18 protein-coding genes are annotated in these 19,243 nt (G+C 44.4%); 6 read left to right on the top strand and 12 right to left on the bottom strand.

All coding sequences use genetic code 11. The features are described from left to right. Nucleotides 1-31: 31 nt before the first annotated feature. From rbsK to rbsD, 5 genes are all read right to left on the bottom strand, one after another. Nucleotides 32-952: a ribokinase gene (gene rbsK / locus GVO60_RS04125; protein ID WP_159651316.1), complete on the bottom strand. Its 921-nt coding sequence runs from the start codon at nt 950-952 to the stop codon at nt 32-34. A 140-nt stretch (nt 953-1,092) separates the two neighbouring features. Next, nucleotides 1,093-1,971, bottom strand: a complete 879-nt coding sequence (gene rbsB / locus GVO60_RS04120) for a ribose ABC transporter substrate-binding protein RbsB (protein ID WP_159651315.1) — start codon at nt 1,969-1,971, stop codon at nt 1,093-1,095. 70 nt (nt 1,972-2,041) lie between these two features. Continuing rightward, a complete protein-coding gene (gene rbsC / locus GVO60_RS04115; protein ID WP_159651314.1) occupies nt 2,042-3,025 on the bottom strand; it encodes a ribose ABC transporter permease in 984 nt (327 codons plus the stop codon). Continuing rightward, nucleotides 3,022-4,527: a ribose ABC transporter ATP-binding protein RbsA gene (gene rbsA, locus GVO60_RS04110; RefSeq protein WP_159651313.1), complete on the bottom strand. Its 1,506-nt coding sequence runs from the start codon at nt 4,525-4,527 to the stop codon at nt 3,022-3,024. Before rbsA ends, rbsC begins: the two co-directional genes overlap by 4 nt. 24 nt (nt 4,528-4,551) lie before the next feature. Then, nucleotides 4,552-4,971 (bottom strand): D-ribose pyranase, encoded by a 420-nt coding sequence (gene rbsD / locus GVO60_RS04105; protein ID WP_159651312.1) that lies wholly within the window; start codon nt 4,969-4,971, stop codon nt 4,552-4,554. Nucleotides 4,972-5,260: 289 nt separating this feature from the next. On the opposite strand from rbsD, the gene GVO60_RS04100 reads away from it, so the two are divergent. Then, nucleotides 5,261-5,524 carry a DUF3012 domain-containing protein gene (locus tag GVO60_RS04100; RefSeq protein ID WP_159651311.1) on the top strand — a complete coding sequence of 88 codons (264 nt, stop codon included), beginning with the start codon at nt 5,261-5,263 and terminating at the stop codon, nt 5,522-5,524. 74 nt (nt 5,525-5,598) lie between these two features. Next, nucleotides 5,599-5,754 carry a DUF3012 domain-containing protein gene (locus tag GVO60_RS04095; protein ID WP_159651440.1) on the top strand — a complete coding sequence of 52 codons (156 nt, stop codon included), beginning with the start codon at nt 5,599-5,601 and terminating at the stop codon, nt 5,752-5,754. A 62-nt stretch (nt 5,755-5,816) separates the two neighbouring features. Here the strand turns inward: GVO60_RS04095 and GVO60_RS04090 are convergent, their stop codons facing one another. The 5 genes from GVO60_RS04090 to GVO60_RS04070 all read right to left on the bottom strand — a co-directional run bounded on the left by GVO60_RS04090 (nt 5,817) and on the right by GVO60_RS04070 (nt 10,830). After that, complete coding sequence (locus GVO60_RS04090) at nt 5,817-6,485, bottom strand: LuxR C-terminal-related transcriptional regulator (RefSeq protein ID WP_159651310.1); 669 nt, start codon at nt 6,483-6,485, stop codon at nt 5,817-5,819. 128 nt (nt 6,486-6,613) lie between these two features. Then, nucleotides 6,614-7,666, bottom strand: coding sequence for a S1 family peptidase (locus GVO60_RS04085; RefSeq protein WP_159651309.1), 1,053 nt, complete (start codon nt 7,664-7,666; stop codon nt 6,614-6,616). Between the two features lie 77 nt (nt 7,667-7,743). After that, nucleotides 7,744-8,730 carry a S1 family peptidase gene (locus GVO60_RS04080; protein WP_159651308.1) on the bottom strand — a complete coding sequence of 329 codons (987 nt, stop codon included), beginning with the start codon at nt 8,728-8,730 and terminating at the stop codon, nt 7,744-7,746. 98 nt (nt 8,731-8,828) lie between these two features. After that, nucleotides 8,829-9,947: a glycine cleavage system aminomethyltransferase GcvT gene (gene gcvT / locus GVO60_RS04075; RefSeq protein WP_159651307.1), complete on the bottom strand. Its 1,119-nt coding sequence runs from the start codon at nt 9,945-9,947 to the stop codon at nt 8,829-8,831. A gap of 259 nt (nt 9,948-10,206) precedes the next feature. Continuing rightward, nucleotides 10,207-10,830, bottom strand: coding sequence for a helix-turn-helix domain-containing protein (locus GVO60_RS04070; RefSeq protein ID WP_159651306.1), 624 nt, complete (start codon nt 10,828-10,830; stop codon nt 10,207-10,209). Nucleotides 10,831-11,213: 383 nt separating this feature from the next. On the opposite strand from GVO60_RS04070, the gene GVO60_RS04065 reads away from it, so the two are divergent. The 4 genes from GVO60_RS04065 (at nt 11,214) to GVO60_RS04050 (ending at nt 18,175) form a co-directional block, all read left to right on the top strand. Next, complete coding sequence (locus tag GVO60_RS04065; protein ID WP_159651305.1) at nt 11,214-12,509, top strand: serine hydroxymethyltransferase; 1,296 nt, start codon at nt 11,214-11,216, stop codon at nt 12,507-12,509. 36 nt (nt 12,510-12,545) lie between these two features. Next, complete coding sequence (gene gcvH / locus GVO60_RS04060; protein ID WP_126572434.1) at nt 12,546-12,926, top strand: glycine cleavage system protein GcvH; 381 nt, start codon at nt 12,546-12,548, stop codon at nt 12,924-12,926. 110 nt (nt 12,927-13,036) lie between these two features. Continuing rightward, on the top strand, nt 13,037-15,901 hold the full coding sequence (gcvP, locus tag GVO60_RS04055; RefSeq protein ID WP_159651304.1) for an aminomethyl-transferring glycine dehydrogenase: 2,865 nt from the start codon (nt 13,037-13,039) through the stop codon (nt 15,899-15,901). Nucleotides 15,902-16,291: 390 nt separating this feature from the next. Next, entirely contained in the window at nt 16,292-18,175 is a 1,884-nt protein-coding gene (locus GVO60_RS04050) for a bifunctional diguanylate cyclase/phosphodiesterase (RefSeq protein WP_174855860.1), read from the top strand. 73 nt (nt 18,176-18,248) lie between these two features. Here the strand turns inward: GVO60_RS04050 and GVO60_RS04045 are convergent, their stop codons facing one another. Then, nucleotides 18,249-18,572 carry a Fis family transcriptional regulator gene (locus tag GVO60_RS04045; protein ID WP_159651302.1) on the bottom strand — a complete coding sequence of 108 codons (324 nt, stop codon included), beginning with the start codon at nt 18,570-18,572 and terminating at the stop codon, nt 18,249-18,251. A 58-nt stretch (nt 18,573-18,630) separates the two neighbouring features. Then, nucleotides 18,631-19,125, bottom strand: coding sequence for a YcxB family protein (locus tag GVO60_RS04040; protein WP_159651301.1), 495 nt, complete (start codon nt 19,123-19,125; stop codon nt 18,631-18,633). Nucleotides 19,126-19,243 lie beyond the last annotated feature (118 nt).

Genomic DNA, 19,243 nt, shown 5'->3' with positions numbered 1-19,243 from the left:
ATGATTCTCCTACTATGCTGACTAAATACGACTAACTACGCTCAGCAAGAAAGGCATCCACTTCTTTACGAGTTGGGATAGAGGTTTGCGCTCCAAATCGAGTAACCGAAATGGCAGCAGCGGCATGAGCGAACTTAATCGCTGATTCTAGAGGTAATTCTTCCAATAAACCAGTGACCAATGCCCCATTAAAAGTATCTCCGGCAGCGGTCGTGTCAGTTGCATCAACTCTGAAACCTGCAATTAATTCTCCGCGTCCATTTTGGCTAAGCCAAACGCCTTTTGCGCCGAGAGTGATCATTACAATTTCAATGCCTTTACTGTGTAAAGCATTGGCTGCCTCCTGAGCACTGTCATTATCCGTTACGGTAATACCGGTCAACACTTCCGCTTCTGTCTCATTCGGTGTGATCACATCAACACATGCAAGCAGTTCGTCCGACAGTTCGCGCGCGGGTGCTGGATTAAGAATGACATTAGTTTTCGCATCCTTGGCGACCTGCGCTGCTTTAACGATGCCGCACATCGGCGTTTCCAATTGCATCAATAAATATTTAGCATCTCGAATTCGCGCGAGATCAGACTCAATCGCCTCAGCCGTTAATTTGGCATTCGCTTCTGCAGAGATACAAATACTGTTTTCGCCGCTGTCAGAAACCTGAATCATCGCAATGCCTGTAGGACAATTTGGCTGCATTTTTACGCCAGCGATGTTGATATTGTCCATTTTAAAATTTTCACGAATATTGATACCAAACGCATCATCACCCACACAGGCGATAAACCCAGTGTCTGCGTTTAGACGAGCTGCGGCAACCGCTTGATTTGCTCCCTTGCCACCGGGAATTACTTGATAATTACGGCCATGCAAAGTCTCGCCAGGGCGAGGAAAGGAAGGCACCTGAAGAACATGGTCAGCGTTAACACTACCTAAAACCACTAACTTATTCATACGTTTATCCTCGGTTCTTTAGAACCTCTATACTATTTTGAACAGGAATCATACGTTTGTATTCTGACGAGAAAACACAAATGTATGTGACCCGATGCCTCCCGACAACACGAATGCTGTCGAAAGACATCGAACACTCATTACTTAGTGATCACTTTGAGAGGGACAGGAATGTACGCCTCAACAGAACTGCCTTTAAGAACTTTGTCTGCCGTTTCAATGCCAAGTGCACCAATCAAATCAGGCTGCTGAGCGACCGTTGCTGCTAGCTTGCCACGATTAACCGCAGCAATGCCGTCATCAGTACCATCAAAGCCCACGATCATCACATCTTTACCTGACGCTTGAACTGCACGAAGTGCGCCTAAAGCCATTTCATCGTTCTGAGCGAAGACCGCTTGAACATTTGGGTTTGCCGCCAACAAGTTCTCCATAACGTTAAGACCTTTGGTACGGTCAAAGTCCGCAGGTTGGCTTGCTAAGAGATCCATTTCGCTTCCCTTCACAGCGTTCATGAAACCTTCTCCACGTTCACGTGCTGCTGAAGTTCCAGCGATGCCTTCAAGTTGGATTACTTTTGCTTTCTGACCGACTTTTTCCATGATGTAGTGACCTGCCATTTCACCACCGACTACGTTATCAGAGGCAATGTGGCTCACTACGTCACCACGGCTTGCACCGCGATCAAGTGTCAATACAGGAATGTTAGAACGGTTTGCCATACGAATCGCATTAGAAACCGCGTCAGAGTCCGTTGGGTTAATCAGAATCGCTTTCACACCACGCACCGTCAAATCTTCAATATTTGACAGCTCTTTACTAGGGTCATTTTGCGAGTCCAATACAATCAGGTCGTAACCCAGTTCTTGCGCTTTCGCTTCAGCACCATCTTTCATTGTCACAAAAAATGGGTTGTTCAACGTCGACAATACGATAGCCATCGTATCTTGTGCCTGCGCTGAAACAGAAACGGTTGACGAAAGAAGTGCGGCAGAGATAAGCGTTGCTAATTTTTTCATTGTGTTTAGTCCTTGTGTAGGGGGAGTTCGGAGTACTTTCCTCCGAACCTGTTATAGATTGGGTTAAGGGTTACTTGTTTTTGTTGTCCACCAGCACCGCAAGTAGAATCACCACCGCTTTTGCGATCATTTGGTAGTAAGAGGAAACATCCAGTAAGTTAAGAGCGTTGTTCAAGAAGCCGATGATCAGCGCACCAATTAAGGTACCCATGATGCGACCTTTACCGCCCATTAGACTGGTACCGCCCAACACCACTGCGGCAATGGCGTCTAGTTCATAGCCCATACCAGCGGTTGGTTGAGCAGAAGAAAGACGAGAAGTGATAATGATGCCAGCAAGAGCCGCAAGCAGACCACAAATTGCGTAAACACCAATCTTAACGCGATCTACGTTGATACCAGATAAGCGAGCAGCCGATTCATTACCGCCTAGAGCATAAACATAACGGCCGAAGCGAGTGTGGTTAAGTAAGTACCAAACAGCAGCAAATACAAACACCATCAGCCATACCGGTACCGGGATACCCAGCGCGTAGCCAGTACCGAACCAAGCAAACGCATCAGCAGTATCAGTGAAGCCTGTAGAGATAGGACGACCGTCAGTGTAGACCATAGTGACACCACGGAGTAACGTCATTGTGACTAGCGTAGCGATAAACGCTTGAACTTTACCTTTGGCGATAATAATGCCGCTGATCGCTCCGAGTGCTGCGCCCGCAACTAAAGCGGTTGGGATCGCAATCAAAACTGGCACTTCCATCGCAATCAAGCTCGCGGCAAACGCGCCACATAACGCCAAGACGGAACCTACACTCAAATCGATGCCAGCGGTTAAGATAACCAACGTCATGCCCACTGCAATGATTGCGTTCACCGAGGTTTGACGCAAGATGTTGAGAATGTTATCGACGGTAAAAAAGTTAGGGTTTAGAAAAGAGACGACGACAATCAAAAACAGCAGGGCAATCAGTGATTTTTGTTCAATTAACCACTCTTTGCTAAACAGCTTCTTGCCGTGATTTTCAGTTGGTTTGCTCATGGTATTGGTACTCATGCTGCTTCCTCATTAATTTTTTTGCCAACGGCACATGCGAGTAGTTTTTCTTGGTCTGCGTCTTTGGCATCAAATTCGCCGCTGATCCGGCCTTCGTGCATGACTAAAATGCGATCGCTCATACCGAGTACTTCTGGCATTTCAGAAGAGACTAAGATGATACTCATGCCATCCGCTTTAAATTTGTTGATCAGTTGGTAGATCTCTTTCTTGGCGCCCACATCGACACCGCGTGTTGGCTCATCAAGAATCAAGACTTTTGGCTTGGTCATTAAGCCTTTAGCTATCGCCACTTTTTGTTGATTACCACCAGACAAATTGCCAATAATTTGGTCTCTTGTTGGCGTTTTAATATTGAATAGCTTGATGAAATCCTCGACGGCTATCACTTCCTCGCCATGTTGAATTCGTCCACCTTTAGTCAGCTTATCGAGCGAGCACAACGACATGTTCTCTTTCACCGATAAACCAAGCACTAAACCATCGCCTTTCCTATCTTCCGAGATATACGCAATGCCATTGGCCAAACCATCTTGTGGGCTAACCGGATTCACCGTTTTATTGTTGAGATTAATCACACCACGCTCACTAGGTAGCGCACCGTAAATCACCTTCATAAGTTCTGTACGCCCTGCTCCCATCAGACCAGAGACACCCAAAATTTCACCACGTTTAAGAGTAAAGCTGACATCCTGAACACCCGAACCAGTCAGCCCAATCACTTCAAGGTACGTATCGCCATGTTGCACGGCAATGCGCGGGTATTGCTCGTCTAATTTTCGGCCTACCATCATTTCGATTAGACCGTCTTCATCTGTGTCAGCGACTTCACATTGACCAATGAACTTGCCATCACGAAGCACAGTAATGTCATCACAAATTTCAAAAATCTCTTTCAAGCGATGTGAGATATAAACAATGCCGCAGTTTTGTTCACGCAGCTCATTAATTACCTTAAATAAAGATTCTGTTTCGGTATCAGTAAGTGCATCCGTGGGTTCATCCATGATGATGACTTTAGATTCAAACGACAGCGCCTTTGCAATCTCCACCATCTGCTGTTCACCTAAACTCAATTCACCTAAAAGTGTTTTTGAACTGTGTTTTACATTCAAACGTGCAAGCAGTTTATCCGCTTCAGCATAGGTCTTATCCCACTGAATACGCCCTAGCGGACTGGTAAACTCACGACCTAAGAAAATGTTTTCGGCAATAGTGAGCTCTGGGATGAGGTTAAGCTCTTGGTGAATAATACTAATACCCGCCTCTTGAGAGTCTCTTGGCCCCTTAAAAGCTGCAGTTTGCCCTTGATAATGAATTGAGCCGGCATCTTTACTGTAAATACCCGTCAACACTTTCATTAATGTTGACTTACCGGCTCCGTTTTCTCCCATTAGCGCCATCACGCGTCCTGGATAAACATTAAGGCTTGCTTTATCTAATGCCTTAACACCCGGGAATGCTTTCTCGATATCACTAAGTTGTAAAATGGCTTGAGTCATAATCTGTCCTCAATCGCTTAGGGCTTAAAAAACCACGCCGGCTTGGAAAATAACATTCGCATAAGGTGTGCATTCACCGGTGCGAACCACGGCGCGACTCTGGTGAGTACGAGCCTTAAACGCTTCATGGGTTATCGACGTCACTGTGATCGCTTTACCCGTCACTTCCATTTCCATCTCTAGCTCTTTAATCAAGGCTTGATAGTGCGCTGGGTTTACCTCTGCAAACTCATTTGCGATGATCACACCTTCTATTTGCGATTCGCTAAGAATGACTCGCACTGTTTCTAAAAAGCTTGGTACGCCGTGAGTTAATGCTAAATCAATGCGTTTTACGTGATCAGGAATAGGCAAGCCAGCATCGCAAATTGTCAACTCATCTGTATGACCAAGCGTCGCAACGACGTAAGACAATTCAGAATTTATTAAGGTACTTTTTTTCATCTCATAGACCTATTGAATACATGTTCAAACCACATCGAATTTATATTGATAAAAAACTCATCGAAACGTTTCGATGAGATAATAATTGCTCGCTGATATTTTGCGAGCCACTGCTTAATAGAGTGTGAATTTGATCTTTATAAATCTCAATGTTTGCTAAAACTCAGTGACTCAGCTCACCTTATCGAAACGTTTCGATGGTAAGAAATTTCTGATTTTCTCTTCATATAAACACACAGGGATTGCATTTTTGGGTATAGTAGCGCCAAACGAAATTCAGGAAACAACCATGAAAAAAGTAACACTCGCACTTTTCACTTTACTTGTGCTTTCCGCTTGTAAAGATGAAGTTGGTACACAAAGTTGGTGTGACCATAAAACCGAAGCTCCTAAGAGTGAATGGAGTGCACAAGACGCGCTAGATTATGCGAAACACTGTGTACTACTTGATGCCGTTGGCAGTGAATCATGGTGTGAAGAACTCGGTGATAAGCCAAAAGGCGACTGGAGTGCGAACGAAGTAAAAAATTACGCAAAACACTGTATTATTTAAAGATTAGTCGTTGACCTTCTTGCTCAAATACCCGTAATCTAGCGTTAACAGTATCCATCAACAAGGACGTAATGATGAAAAAACTAGCCGCATTCTTCATTTTGGCAATGACATTGACTGCATGTACAGAGGTTGGTAGCGAAGCGTGGTGTGAAGATTTGAAAGAGAAGCCGAAAGGTGACTGGTCAGCAAACGAAGCTGCTGATTTTGCTAAGCACTGTATTCTTTAGCCAAAAGCGTTAACAAAAAAAGCTGCATTAACTGCAGCTTTTTTATTTCCATGAACAACCAATTATGCGCGCTCTTCTAAAGCAATATTGTTGTTTGCCCAAAGCAGCGCTTGAAGACGATTCTTGGCATTGATTTTCTTAAAGATATTATGCAAATGCGTTTTGACCGTGTTCTCACTCACAAACAGCTCATCAGCAATTTGCAAGTTCGATGCACCGTGTCCTAGCAGGCGCATGATCTCTTTCTCACGTTTCGTCAAATTAGCATACGCTTGAGAAGTCGTAACTGTATTCGCACATCGGAAATACTCAATGTAATCTTGCGCAACTTTACGCGATAACCACATTTCATCATTCATGATTTTCTCCATACCTTTAAGTAATAGAGAAAGATCATCTTCAATATAGAAAACACCCACTAGGTTTCGCCATTTGAAGAGTTGCGTTGATGTCGCTTCCTGAGGACAATTGATCACAATTTCTTTGATCGATTTGTCACTCGCAGCTTTTATCTGGCTGTACTCGTTGAATCTTTCATCATCGAGATACTGGAAGTCAAATAGAACGAAATCACCCAATAAATTACCTTCGCCGTCATAAGAATGTAAATCATCAACTGATACAATATTAACTGTCAGCTGAAGACCTCTCTCCAATGAATCTTTGAATAAGTTGGATTGCATACTCACATCAGACAAAAGGGTGATCTGATAAGTTTTACTATCTGTCATTGGGGGAATCTCCAGCTCCGCTCATTGAATAACTTAAAACTATCGTTTAGCTAGGATTAGTCAACATCCCTCGTCTTAGTTTCGTGACAACCACTTGTTTCAATTTGTTATTTTTCAAATAGATAGGGCTAAATTCTCATTTGTAAGAATGGTGCTTTATACTTAGATTTGATAGTAATACGGTGTGATATGGCACGAACTAGACCAAGTAAAAGTAGTGTAATCATTAAATATAATGAGAAAGAACCAGCTCTATTCGACTCGTTAGATTCTACGACAATCTCTGCTTGGCTACTTCCATGATCGTTGTTGACCAACACTCGTCTACCCTCTTCTTCAACAACATAAGCCTTAGGTTCGACCTCACCATTTAACACTTGGTTTATCCACGCTTGATAATCATAGATATCCGTAAATACGGAGGTAACGCTATAACGTACATCACCACATACAGAAGGGCCAAAACTGGTAATCCCTACCTGGATATATTCAACACCATCGTAAAAATAAACTGGCCCACCTGAATCTCCTGAACAAGTGGAGTTTTGATAGCCACCCTGCTCAGCACCACCAAAACAGAGTTGCTTGCTCGTCAATTGCCCCCCAAACTCAGCCTGACAAGCCGATAAAGAAATATACTCTAAATCTGTTTCAAGCAATTGCGTTCCACCAGGCACATTCCCTTCGATGTAACCGTGGCCTACCGCCTTAAAATCATCAGTATTCGGAAAGCTGTTGTTGTATCGATTATTAAGTAAGTACTGATAGTCACCGGTGGATAGCGGCGACTCTAATTTAAGGATAGCGATGTCATCACGCCAAAGAGTGGCTGACGAATCAGAATAAGTATCAGGGTAATAAAACTCACTAACACGCCCCTGCATGCTGGATAAGAATTGATTTTCATCTTCGAGTTGTGGGGCGACCACTGTGTGCAACATAGTTTGATCTTGCCCATAAATACAGTGGGCAGCAGTGAGCACGTACTCACTATTGACCATGGTTGCACCACAAAAACTGTTGGTGCTATAAAGCGTATTGCTACGATAAAAAAGACTAGCAAATGAAGGAAATTCGGAAATATTGGCGTTAGAGCCATTAACAATATATGGCTGGATATCAAAGGAATGAGCAGCAACACTATACAGAATTGCTGCTGTACCGATCATCTGTCTAAGCATAGTGTCCCCCGCCAATCCATTTCGCTCATGCTTAAGTTTAGCTTACGAAGTGGCTGGGGGAAGGATCGTTCTCGATCTTATAAAAATCGTCTTCTCAAAGTGAGGAAGCCAAGCGCGAATATGGATAGTAAACCGAGTGAGCCGCCGCCAGAACTTCCACCATCAACATGCTTGCTTGAAGCTTTAACTTGTGACGTTGCATTCTCAACCAACTGACGGGTAGTTCCTGACGTCACAACATGATATTTAGGTACTTCGTCACCATTGATCACACTGTTGATCCAAGTTTCGTAATGATATACATCCGTAAATGCAGAGGTTGCAAGAGCACTCACATCACCACAGTTTTCCGGGCCAAAGCTGGTGATACCGACTTGGACATAGCCAGCACCAAAATCTCTATAGACGGGACCTCCAGAGTCTCCGTTACAGGTTGAGTTTTTGTGACTACCGACTCGAACGCCATCAAAACACAACTGCCCGTCTTCAGTATCATCACAATTTGCATCATCCGTAAATATCAGGCTTGTTTGAAGTAAGATTCCATCTGAATCCACGTTACCATTAACCAGTCCGTGCCCTATAGCGACGTAACCATCAATTTTAGGTAAATCACCTTTTTCAACACTGGCATTCAGTAGGTTTCGATAGTCAGGAGAGCCTGACAAAGAACGAGAAACTTTGATAATAGCAATATCATTTGGCCATTTTTCAGTCGAAGAATCTATATAGCCATCATGATAATAAAACTCTTCAGCTCTAACACTTTCATACTGACCATTCAGGTAGCCTGCTTCATCAGTGACTTGTGGTACAACCCAAGTGTTAAGCATTGAGTCGTAATCACCATAAATACAATGAGCTGCCGTCAAAATATAATCTTGGTTAATGACAGTCGAACCACAGTAGTTGCCGTAGAATCTACCATTGTCGTAGTAAAGGCTTGAAAACGATGGATAATCGCTAATATTAGCGGGCGTACCATTAATAATATACGGTGTCGGTTCAAATGCATACACAGCAGATGACGCTAGAACAGGCAAAAATAATGTAAGCCTTTTCATATCAATATCCTTTATAAAATTCTTGCGGACATCATACATACAAAAAAACCTCTCAGTCGAGAGGTTTCATTGTTTAAATCGATAATGCTTACATTTGCTTAACCACGGTAATAACGCTGTGGCACGAATGGCATTTTCTCAACGGTCATTGGTAGTTTTTTACCGCGTACTTCTGCGAACAGCTCAGTACCTACCGCCATTAAATCTGCGCGAACATAAGCCATTGAGACAGGCTTACCTGCATTAGGGCCGGCAGTACCACTGGTTACAACACCGATTTTATTATCATCCGCATCAAACAGCTCAGTCCCTTCACGGACTGGCGCTTTAGTTTGACCAACTAAACCTACACGCTTGCGAGTCACATCTTTCGTTTCAATTTGCTTGAGGATGATGTCCGCACCCGGGAATCCGCCTTCACGCTCACCACCCGTACGACGAATCTTTTGAATTCCCCAAAGCAGGCTTGCTTCGACTGGCGTAGTAGTCGTATCAAGATCGTGACCATATAGACATAAGCCACACTCAAGACGCAGTGAGTCACGAGCTCCAAGACCAATCCATTCTACTTCGGTTTCTGCGGTTAACTTTTGTGCAAGTTCTTCAGCGTGAGTGTTCGGCACTGAAATCTCATAGCCATCTTCGCCAGTGTAACCACTACGGCTCACGATACACTCAACGCCAAGAATGTTCAGTTTCTTCACATCCATGAACACCATGTCTGCAACTTGGGAATTAAAACGTGCAAGTACATCTACCGCTTTAGGGCCTTGCAGTGCAAGTAGAGCGCGATCGTCAATGATCTCTAGCTCTACGCCTGATGGTAAGTGTGCTTCAAGGTGGTTGATATCTTGCTCTTTACATGCAGCATTCACAACAACAAACAGATGGTCACCTAGGTTGGCCACCATCAAATCATCCATGATGCCGCCTTCTTCATTAGTAAAGAATGCATAACGCTGATTGCCTTGAGGCAAGTCAATAATATCGACAGGAACCAATGACTCTAAGAATGCCGCCGCGCCTTCACCATGTAGACGAAGTTGCCCCATGTGGGAAACATCAAACAGACCCGCAGCATCGCGAGTATGTAAATGCTCTTTCTTTACGCCCAGTTTGTATTGAACTGGCATATCGTAGCCTGCGAACGGAACCATTTTCGCACCAGCTTCAACATGAAGCGCGTGAAGGGGTGTTTTAAGTAGATCTTGAGTCATTGTTGTCTCCATTTAATCAGGTTCGTTTTCCACTCAAGGAAACCTTGTTTCCAATAATAAACACGAGTGAAGAATTTTTGCACCATTAACAAGTCGAGAACAGTTCAAAATGTGACATTTAACATTAAATTCACATCAAGAGAGAGGAAAGAGAAGCGCCACCTTGAGTGATATTGGCTCAAGGTGGCGCTATTGTACTTATCTAAATCGCAAAAGCAAACGTTTGCTTTCACTATAAGAAAACTAAGACCACTTAACGTTATTTAGCGGTCACCCACAAAATGTGTGCGTCTTCATCGCTAGTTGAGATAAGCATATGACCCATATTCGCATCGTAATAAACACTATCGCCTTCGGTCATTTCTACGGGTTCATAAAACTCGGAATAAAACATTACTGAGCCTGAAAGAATAAGCAAAAACTCTTCGCCATCATGACGTACCCAGTCACTGTATTCATCAAAACTGCGAGCGTGAACTTGGCTTTTAAATGGCATCATCTTTTTATTAGACAATTGAGTAGCCAAAAGCTCATGCTCATAAGTCGGCGTTGGGTGAGGTTTTCCCTGGCCTTCTCGAGTCAAGTCTCTACGCCCAGTCGCCACCTTTTTTCTAGGTGGTTCAAATAGTTGTGGCATATCTATCTGCAAGCCAATCGCCAATTTTTGCATCGCCTGAAAGGTCGGAGAAATCTGCTCATTCTCTATTTTGCTTAACGTAGAACGAGCTAAACCTGTACGCTGACTTGCCTCTTCTAAAGTGATACCAAGTTTAGCGCGAATGTCTTTTATTTTTTCGCCAAGCTTAAGCGGCTCAATGTTTTGGTCGGCTGACTCTTTGGCTAAGGTCAACGATGGGTACTCATCATAGATGTCTTCGGGCATGCTTCCCTCTGCTTATTTACTGCGACTTCCTGTTTCATTTTCATTGTGCCCGAAGCGGATCAGAGAAAAAAGATTAGAACAGGAAATAAACCGTGCTCTCGCTAACAAAAACAGAAACCTTGTTTCCAATAGGAAATTTTTGGTTGATTGTTCTTTCGACAACCGCTATGTTACCAGCTTGTTAGTTGTAGAGATGCTATTTCCAAATTGGTTGCTTGATAGATTTAACAATTAATTTGGTTTTACCCCACGGATTGAAATACTTGTTTGGGGTTTAAAAATCACCCTGTTCTTTCATAGAAAAAGAGCAGTAATAGAAGAAAGCTGGCGAGAACAAATACCCTATACATAACATCTCGCTGAAAAATGGAAGGTCATCTACCATGAACAAAACGTTTCAAAATCACAGCTTAGAGAATTTTTTCTCGACTAACCTTGCTGCTACAGACGACGCTGTTTTCGCTGGTATCCAAGCAGAGAACACACGTCAAAACGAACAAATCGAATTGATCGCTTCTGAAAATATTGTCTCAAAAGCGGTTATGCAAGCTCAAGGCACCTGCCTAACCAACAAATACGCAGAAGGTTATCCTGGTCGCCGTTACTACGGTGGTTGTGAACACGTTGACACGGTAGAGGCTATCGCCATCGAACGTGCGAAAAAACTTTTCAAATGTGAATACGCAAACGTTCAACCGCACTCTGGTGCACAAGCAAATGGCGCGGTAAAACTTGCACTTCTTCAACCGGGCGACACAATTCTGGGTATGTCTCTAGACGCCGGCGGTCACCTAACGCATGGTGCACGTCCTGCGCTTTCTGGTAAATGGTTCAATGCCGTTCAATACGGTGTTGATCGCGACACGCTAGAGATAGATTACGATGCCGTTCGTGAACTGGCTCTAGAGCATAAACCAAAAATGATCATCGCTGGCGGTAGTGCAATTCCGCGTACCATCGATTTTGCGAAATTCCGCGAAATCGCTGACGAAGTTGATGCAATCTTGATGGTTGATATGGCACACATTGCTGGTCTAATCGCAACTGGGGCTCACCCTAGCCCAATTCCTCATGCTCACGTTGTAACAACGACTACTCATAAAACACTACGTGGCCCACGTGGCGGCATGATTCTTACTAATCACGAAGACATCAACAAAAAGATTAACTCCGCGGTATTCCCTGGCCTACAAGGCGGCCCATTAATGCACGTTATTGCGGCTAAAGCCGTGGCATTTGGTGAGGCTCTAGGTCCTGAATTTACGACTTATATCGATTCAGTGATCAATAACGCAAAAGTTCTAGCTGAAGTATTGCAAACTCGCGGATGCGATATTGTGACTGGCGGTACTGATACCCACCTAATGCTGGTAGACCTTCGCCCTAAAGGCTTAAAGGGAAACAAAGCAGAAGAAGCACTAGAACGTGCTGGGATCACATGTAACAAAAATGGCATCCCATTTGATACGGAGAAGCCTATGATTACATCGGGCATCCGTTTGGGGACGCCTGCGGGCACAAGCCGCGGCTTTGGCGCTGAAGAATTCAAACTCATCGGTAACTGGATTGGCGATGTACTGGATGGGTTGGTAGAAAACCCAGAAGGCAACGCAGAAGTAGAACAACGCGTTCGCAAAGAAGTGAAAACGTTGTGTAACCGCTTCCCTCTTTACCAATAAACAATTTAATCAAAGTTATTTTTTGGAGATTAAGCAATGGACAAAACACTGAAATTTGCAGATAGCCACGAGTGGGTACGCGATAACGGTGACGGCACAGTAACTATCGGTATTTCTGAGCACGCTCAAGAGATGCTAGGTGACGTTGTATTCGTAGACCTACCAGAAACTGAAGATGAAATCGAAGCTGGCGAAAGCTTCTCTTTGGTTGAATCTGTAAAAGCAGCGTCTGACATCTATGCACCTATCACTGGTGAAATCGTAGAAATCAACGAAGAACTAGAAGATAGCCCAGAGCTTATTAACGAAGAACCGTATGAAGGCGGCTGGATTGTAAAAGTGAAGATGTCTGATGCATCTGAGCTAGATAATCTAAAAGACGCAGAAGAATACCTAAACTCAATTGAAGACGAGTAATTAGGACGATTAGGAAGGCTGCCCCTGTTTCAGAGGCAGCTTTTTTTCAAAGTTCGGACGTATAATTAACATTATCAGTAATACCCGGACGATGGAGTAGGTAAAGGACAATGACTGAATTACTTCAAAGCCTCAGCACACAAAACGAGTTCGTTGGACGCCACAACGGGCCGAACAAATCTGATCAACAGAAAATGTTGGATGCGATCAATGCCGTAAGCCTTGACGCACTAATCGAAGAAACGGTTCCAGCGCAAATCCGTCTTGAAAAACCAATGACGCTAGCAGAAGCGAAAAGTGAAGCGGACATGCTAGTCGCGATGCGCGAGTTTGCTGACCAAAACCAGATCAAACGTACTTTCATCGGTCAGGGTTACTACAACACATTTACGCCAAATGTCATTCTACGCAACGTTCTTGAAAACCCAGGTTGGTACACAGCTTACACGCCATACCAGCCAGAGATCTCTCAAGGCCGACTTGAAGCACTACTGAACTTCCAACAGATGGTTATGGACCTCACTGCGATGGATATTGCTAACGCTTCTCTACTTGATGAAGCGACGGCGGCTGGTGAAGCAATGACGCTTTGTAAACGTGCAGGCAAGAGCAAAAGCAAAGTCTTTTTTGTTGCTGACGATGTTCACCCACAAACACTAGAAGTGGTTAAGACTCGTGCGAAATACATCGGCTTTGACGTGATGGTTGGTTCATTAGAATCTCTACCTGAGCAAGACGTATTCGGCGCACTGGTTCAGTACCCAGGAACAACAGGCGAGGTTCGTGACCTAACGGACATCATCGCAAAAGCACAAGCAAACAAAACGCTTGTTACCGTTGCAACGGATCTACTCGCTTCTGCCCTACTGAAACCAGCAGGTGAAATGGGCGCAGACGTTGTGATTGGCTCTGCCCAACGCTTCGGTGTACCAATGGGTTACGGTGGCCCACACGCAGCATTTATGGCAACGCGTGACAAGCACAAGCGTACTATGCCAGGCCGCGTTATCGGTGTATCTATCGATACTAACGGTAACCAAGCACTGCGTATGGCAATGCAAACTCGTGAACAGCACATCCGCCGCGAGAAAGCGACATCTAACATCTGTACGGCTCAAGCACTGCTAGCGAACATGGCCTCTTTCTACGCGGTTTACCACGGCGCAGAAGGCCTACGCACGATTGCTCGCCGTACTCACCACATGACAGCAATTCTTGCAGCAGGTCTAACTAAATCTGGTTTCGAATTAGCACACAACAGTTTCTTCGATACCATCACTATTAACTCTGGTGAGCAGACTGAAGCGCTATACGCAAAAGCACTAGCGTCTGACATCAACCTGCGTAAGCTACCAAGTCAGCTAGGTGTGAGCTTAGACGAAACAACAACGACAGCAGACATTAAAGCGCTATTTGCTGTATTCGGTGTTGAAGAAACGGTAAATGCCCTTTCTACTGAGATTGCAGGCAACGAGTTTGCTGCGATTCCAGAAGCACTACGCCGTACTTCTGAGTACCTGACTCATCCAGTATTCAATACGCACCATAGCGAAACTCAGATGATGCGTTACCTAAAGCAGCTTGAGAACAAAGACTTCTCACTGACTCACGGTATGATCCCGCTAGGCAGCTGTACGATGAAGCTAAACGCAGCTGCTGAAATGATCCCAGTAACTTGGCCTGAGTTTGGTTCAATTCACCCATTCGCACCAATGGAGCAAGCAGCAGGTTACTCTGCTCTAGCAAAAGATCTGAAAGAGAAGCTATGTGAAATCACAGGCTACGACGCATTCTCACTACAACCAAACTCTGGTGCATCCGGTGAGTACGCAGGTCTTATCGCCATTCAACGCTACCACGACAGCCGTGGCGAAGGTCACCGTAACGTATGTTTGATCCCAAGTTCTGCACACGGAACTAACCCTGCTACCGCTTCAATGGTTTCAATGAAAGTGGTTGTGGTGAAGTGTGATGACGAAGGTAACATCGATATGGCCGATCTAGCGGCTAAGATCGAGAAGCATGCTGAGAACCTATCAAGCATCATGATCACTTACCCTTCTACGCACGGCGTATACGAAGAGCAAGTGAAAGAAGTGTGTGAGATGGTACACGCAGCAGGTGGTCAAGTATACCTAGACGGCGCCAACATGAACGCGCAGGTTGGTCTAACATCACCTGGCTTTATCGGCTCTGACGTATCGCACCTGAACCTACACAAAACCTTCTGTATTCCACACGGTGGTGGTGGTCCGGGCATGGGTCCTATCGGTGTTAAATCGCACCTAGCGCCATTCCTACCAGGCCACATCGAAAACGGTGTTGAAGGCGAAGGTTATGCTATCTCAGCAGCAGACCTAGGCAGCGCTTCTATCCTACCGATCTCTTGGGCTTACATCGCGATGATGGGCGAAGCTGGCCTAACAGACGCAACGAAAGTAGCAATCCTAAATGCGAACTACGTGATGGAGCGTCTACGCCCTCACTACCCTGTTCTTTACCGTGGTACTAATGGCCGCGTCGCGCACGAATGTATTATCGATATTCGTCCGCTTAAGGAAGAGACAGGCATCAGCGAAGAAGATATCGCGAAGCGCCTTATGGACTACGGTTTCCACGCGCCAACCATGTCTTTCCCGGTCGCTGGCACACTGATGGTTGAGCCTACTGAGTCAGAAGATTTAGAAGAGCTTGATCGTTTCTGTGAAGCCATGATTTCAATTCGTGAAGAAATGACAGCAGTGAAAGAAGGCGCTTGGCCGTTAGATAACAACCCACTAGTAAATGCACCACACACACAAGTGGATCTAGCAAGCGAAGAGTGGGATCGTCCATACCCTCGCGAAATGGGTTGCTTCCCTTCACCTGCGACTAAGCAGTGGAAATACTGGCCAACAGTAAACCGCGTAGATAACGTATACGGCGACCGTAATCTAATCTGCTCGTGTCCAAGCATCGATAACTACGAAGATTAATTTTTGTAGATCTTAATAAACAAAGGCGAACCGATTGGTTCGCCTTTTTGTTTTTGAGTGGGTTTAGTCGTTAGTTCGATGTGACTAGTTATTCGACAAAAGTGAGTCAGCGCTTTTACTGAATTAGGATGTAACAGATTAGCTTACGTATGGCAAAGTAACGCGCCAATAAGGAGCAGATAGTGCTTAGCTTCGCTGTGTAGAGATGCAGAACTAGCATAGGGGTTGTTCTTTGCGTACTTGTATGCTCCTTACCTGATATAAAAACTTAGCGTGATAGTCTTTAGGTATTCATGGGGTTATTGATTCATGTCACCTATACTCAATTAAGTGAACCTATCACCTCACTAATGAATGGACGTCAACACGACTACACATGGGACAAGCGTCATGGCAAACATAGATACCTCTCAATTAATCGTTCCTGATTCGGTATTCAAGAGTTGGCAAGAAATCGTAGATTTAGTCGCCAAAATGACGCAATGTCCCGCGGCTCTTATCATGCGTATTCACGAAAGCGACATTGAGGTGTTCTCCAGCAGTCGAAGCGACAATAACCCCTACGCGCAAAACGCGAAGGACTCGCTTGGGCATGGTCTTTACTGTGAAACCGTGATTAGCGAGAGGCGTATGTTGAACGTCCCCAATGCGCTCAATGACCCTGAATGGGATCACAATCCAGACATCAAATTGGGCATGATTTGTTACTGCGGCTTGCCTGTGTTTTGGCCTGATGAGACTCCCTTCGGCACCATTTGTATGCTTGATAGCCAAGAGCGCTACTTTGATGAAGACGCGATGTCACTGCTTGGTCGTTTTCAAACTGCCATTGAAGGTCAACTGGAAACCTTATACCGTAAAGAAGAACTTGCCCAACTCAACCAAGAACTAGAAAATAAGGTCGCAGAAAGAACCAAGACACTCGCCGATCTCAGCAGCCGATTGCTCACAGAAGTAGAACAGCGAACAGCTGCGGAAAGCCACTTGGATTTCCACCTCCATTACGATCCGCTCACTAAGCTCCCCAACCGAATTACATTGGCGGACGACCTCGCGAAACAGATGGTCACTCTAGAAGATGATGAGCAAATCACTCTGATCTATTTCAGTTTGAAAAACTTTAAGTTCGTCAACGCAAGCTATGGTTATATGTTCGGTGATCAGATTTTGTCATCGCTGAGCCAACGGATCTGCTACAAACTACCTCAGAAGTGGAAACTGGCAAGAATTGTGGGTTCGGATTTCGTCTTAGCAGCCCAGCATCCACGTAAAGCCGAGATACAAGAACAAGTCATCGAACGCATTACCAAAGCATGCACTCAACCTTTTAACGTCAACGATATGACTGTCAATTTGCAATGTCATTTAGGGGTCGCGTTGGCCCCAATGGATGCAACAGACTCATTCAGCCTTATTCAGAGAGCATGTTCTGCGATGAGTGAAGGAAAAAATGAAGGATTGCAGGTCTCTTACTTTAATTTTGCAGCGCAAAAAGCCGCAGAAGAGCGCTTACGACTCGAATCACACCTTTCTGAAGCGCTGATAAATAACGAACTTGAAGTACATTTTCAACCGATCATTTGTTTGAAACAAGGAGGAAAAATCATCGGTGCAGAAGCGCTACTAAGATGGAATAATCCAACGCTGGGGCAAGTTTCTCCAGACCGATTTATTCCTTTAGCGGAAAGTAACGGCCAAATTATTGAAATCGGCTACTTCGTTTTGCATCGAGCACTGAAACAAGCCGCAGAGTGGCATCGCTCATCACCGCATTCGTTCAAAATGGCGATTAACATCTCACCAATCCAGTTCCGAGAGCGACACTTTGTTCAACATTTGCAAGACATCATTGATCTTTACCAATTGCCAGCAAAATGCATTGAATTGGAATTAACGGAAGGCGTTCTGTTACAAGATGAAGAGTATGCACAAAATGTACTCGCTCAGTTACGTCAGTTCGGCGTCAGCATTTCTCTTGATGACTTTGGTACAGGTTACTCTTCACTCAGTTATTTGCAGAAATATGCTTTCGATACACTAAAAATTGATCGCAGCTTTATCAATCAGTTGGAACACAATCAGCACAACCGTGAGCTGACAAGAGCCATCATCGCAATGGCACACAAACTCAATATGATGGTGATAGCAGAAGGTGTAGAAGAACGGTACCAAGAAGACTTCATTCGAACCGAAGAATGCAACTATGCTCAAGGGTTTTTGTATGGTAAAGCCGCCCCGGCTGATAGTTTCTCTCAACAATTAACAAATAGTTAGATGTCAGTATCTTGTTCAAGCTTTATATCTAGACTCGCAATCTAAAGCGTTAGATTCTCACCACAAGCTCAAATCACTTTCTTTGATAACCGCGCTCACGATTTTGCCGCGTATCGTAACTGATTTGCTTACCTACGTTCTTTAGTTGGACCCCAACTTTATTAAACGCATTTCGGATCGTTGCTGAGACATGCTGTTGGCCTTCTCCCACCAAAAAGTTTGCTCTATCTTGGTTCGTTTCAAATACGCAGACTATTTCTAAGCTTTGTGGAAAAGATGAGAACTTGACCGTATGAGTCACCCAAAGAAAACCCTCATAGCCTTTTAACGTATCTTCACAAACTTCGGTTAATACATCTCGAATTAGATTTTCGATTTTCTTATCTGTTTTACGCATAGAACAAACTTCCTATAGCCTTAATGTAACTCGCCTATCAGAGATGCTAGTAACAACATTAACTTGCTTTTGAAGCTTCGTGCTGCTCTACCATGAACGCGATCACTTCTTCATTTAAGCAAGATTTGCTGATGTATTGGCGTTGCTTACCCATATGCAGAATAAATCCTAAACCAGTTTGTTCGAGTTGGTCGATTTCTTTCCAAGCAATGCTACGGTCGATTTTACCGCTTTTGTAACCCACGCCGTTCGCATTCACTTGAAACGTCACTTTGCTACCACGGCTTGAGCTGATCGTTTGTCGCCATAGCCACCAAGTTCTCTTGCAGTAAACACTGAACGCTTCAATCACACTCAATACGATAAAGAACCAACCGACGTAGCCGTTAGGGAGCAGCTCAAACTCTAATAACACCACACCAAAAATGAGAAAGAGTATCCCTTTCAGATATGCGTGAGGAAACTTGGCAGGCTGACTAGTTTGATCATAACACTCGGCAAAAAAGGGCTTGTCGAGCGTGTATTCTGTAGTGAAATCGAAATCTTTGGACATGAACGGTTACTTTATCTCTGTGAATGAGTGTTTCATGTTGTGATTTTGCAACGCCCGCATTGTATCGTTTCTTGAGGCTTAGCTTTAGTCATTTTGATCCTGATTTGTAAATCAATAA

The organism is Vibrio atypicus (assembly GCF_009811315.1).
Classification (GTDB): domain Bacteria; phylum Pseudomonadota; class Gammaproteobacteria; order Enterobacterales; family Vibrionaceae; genus Vibrio; species Vibrio atypicus.
Note: the sequence above shows the minus strand (reverse complement) of the source record. Positions and strands in the feature narration are given on the sequence as shown.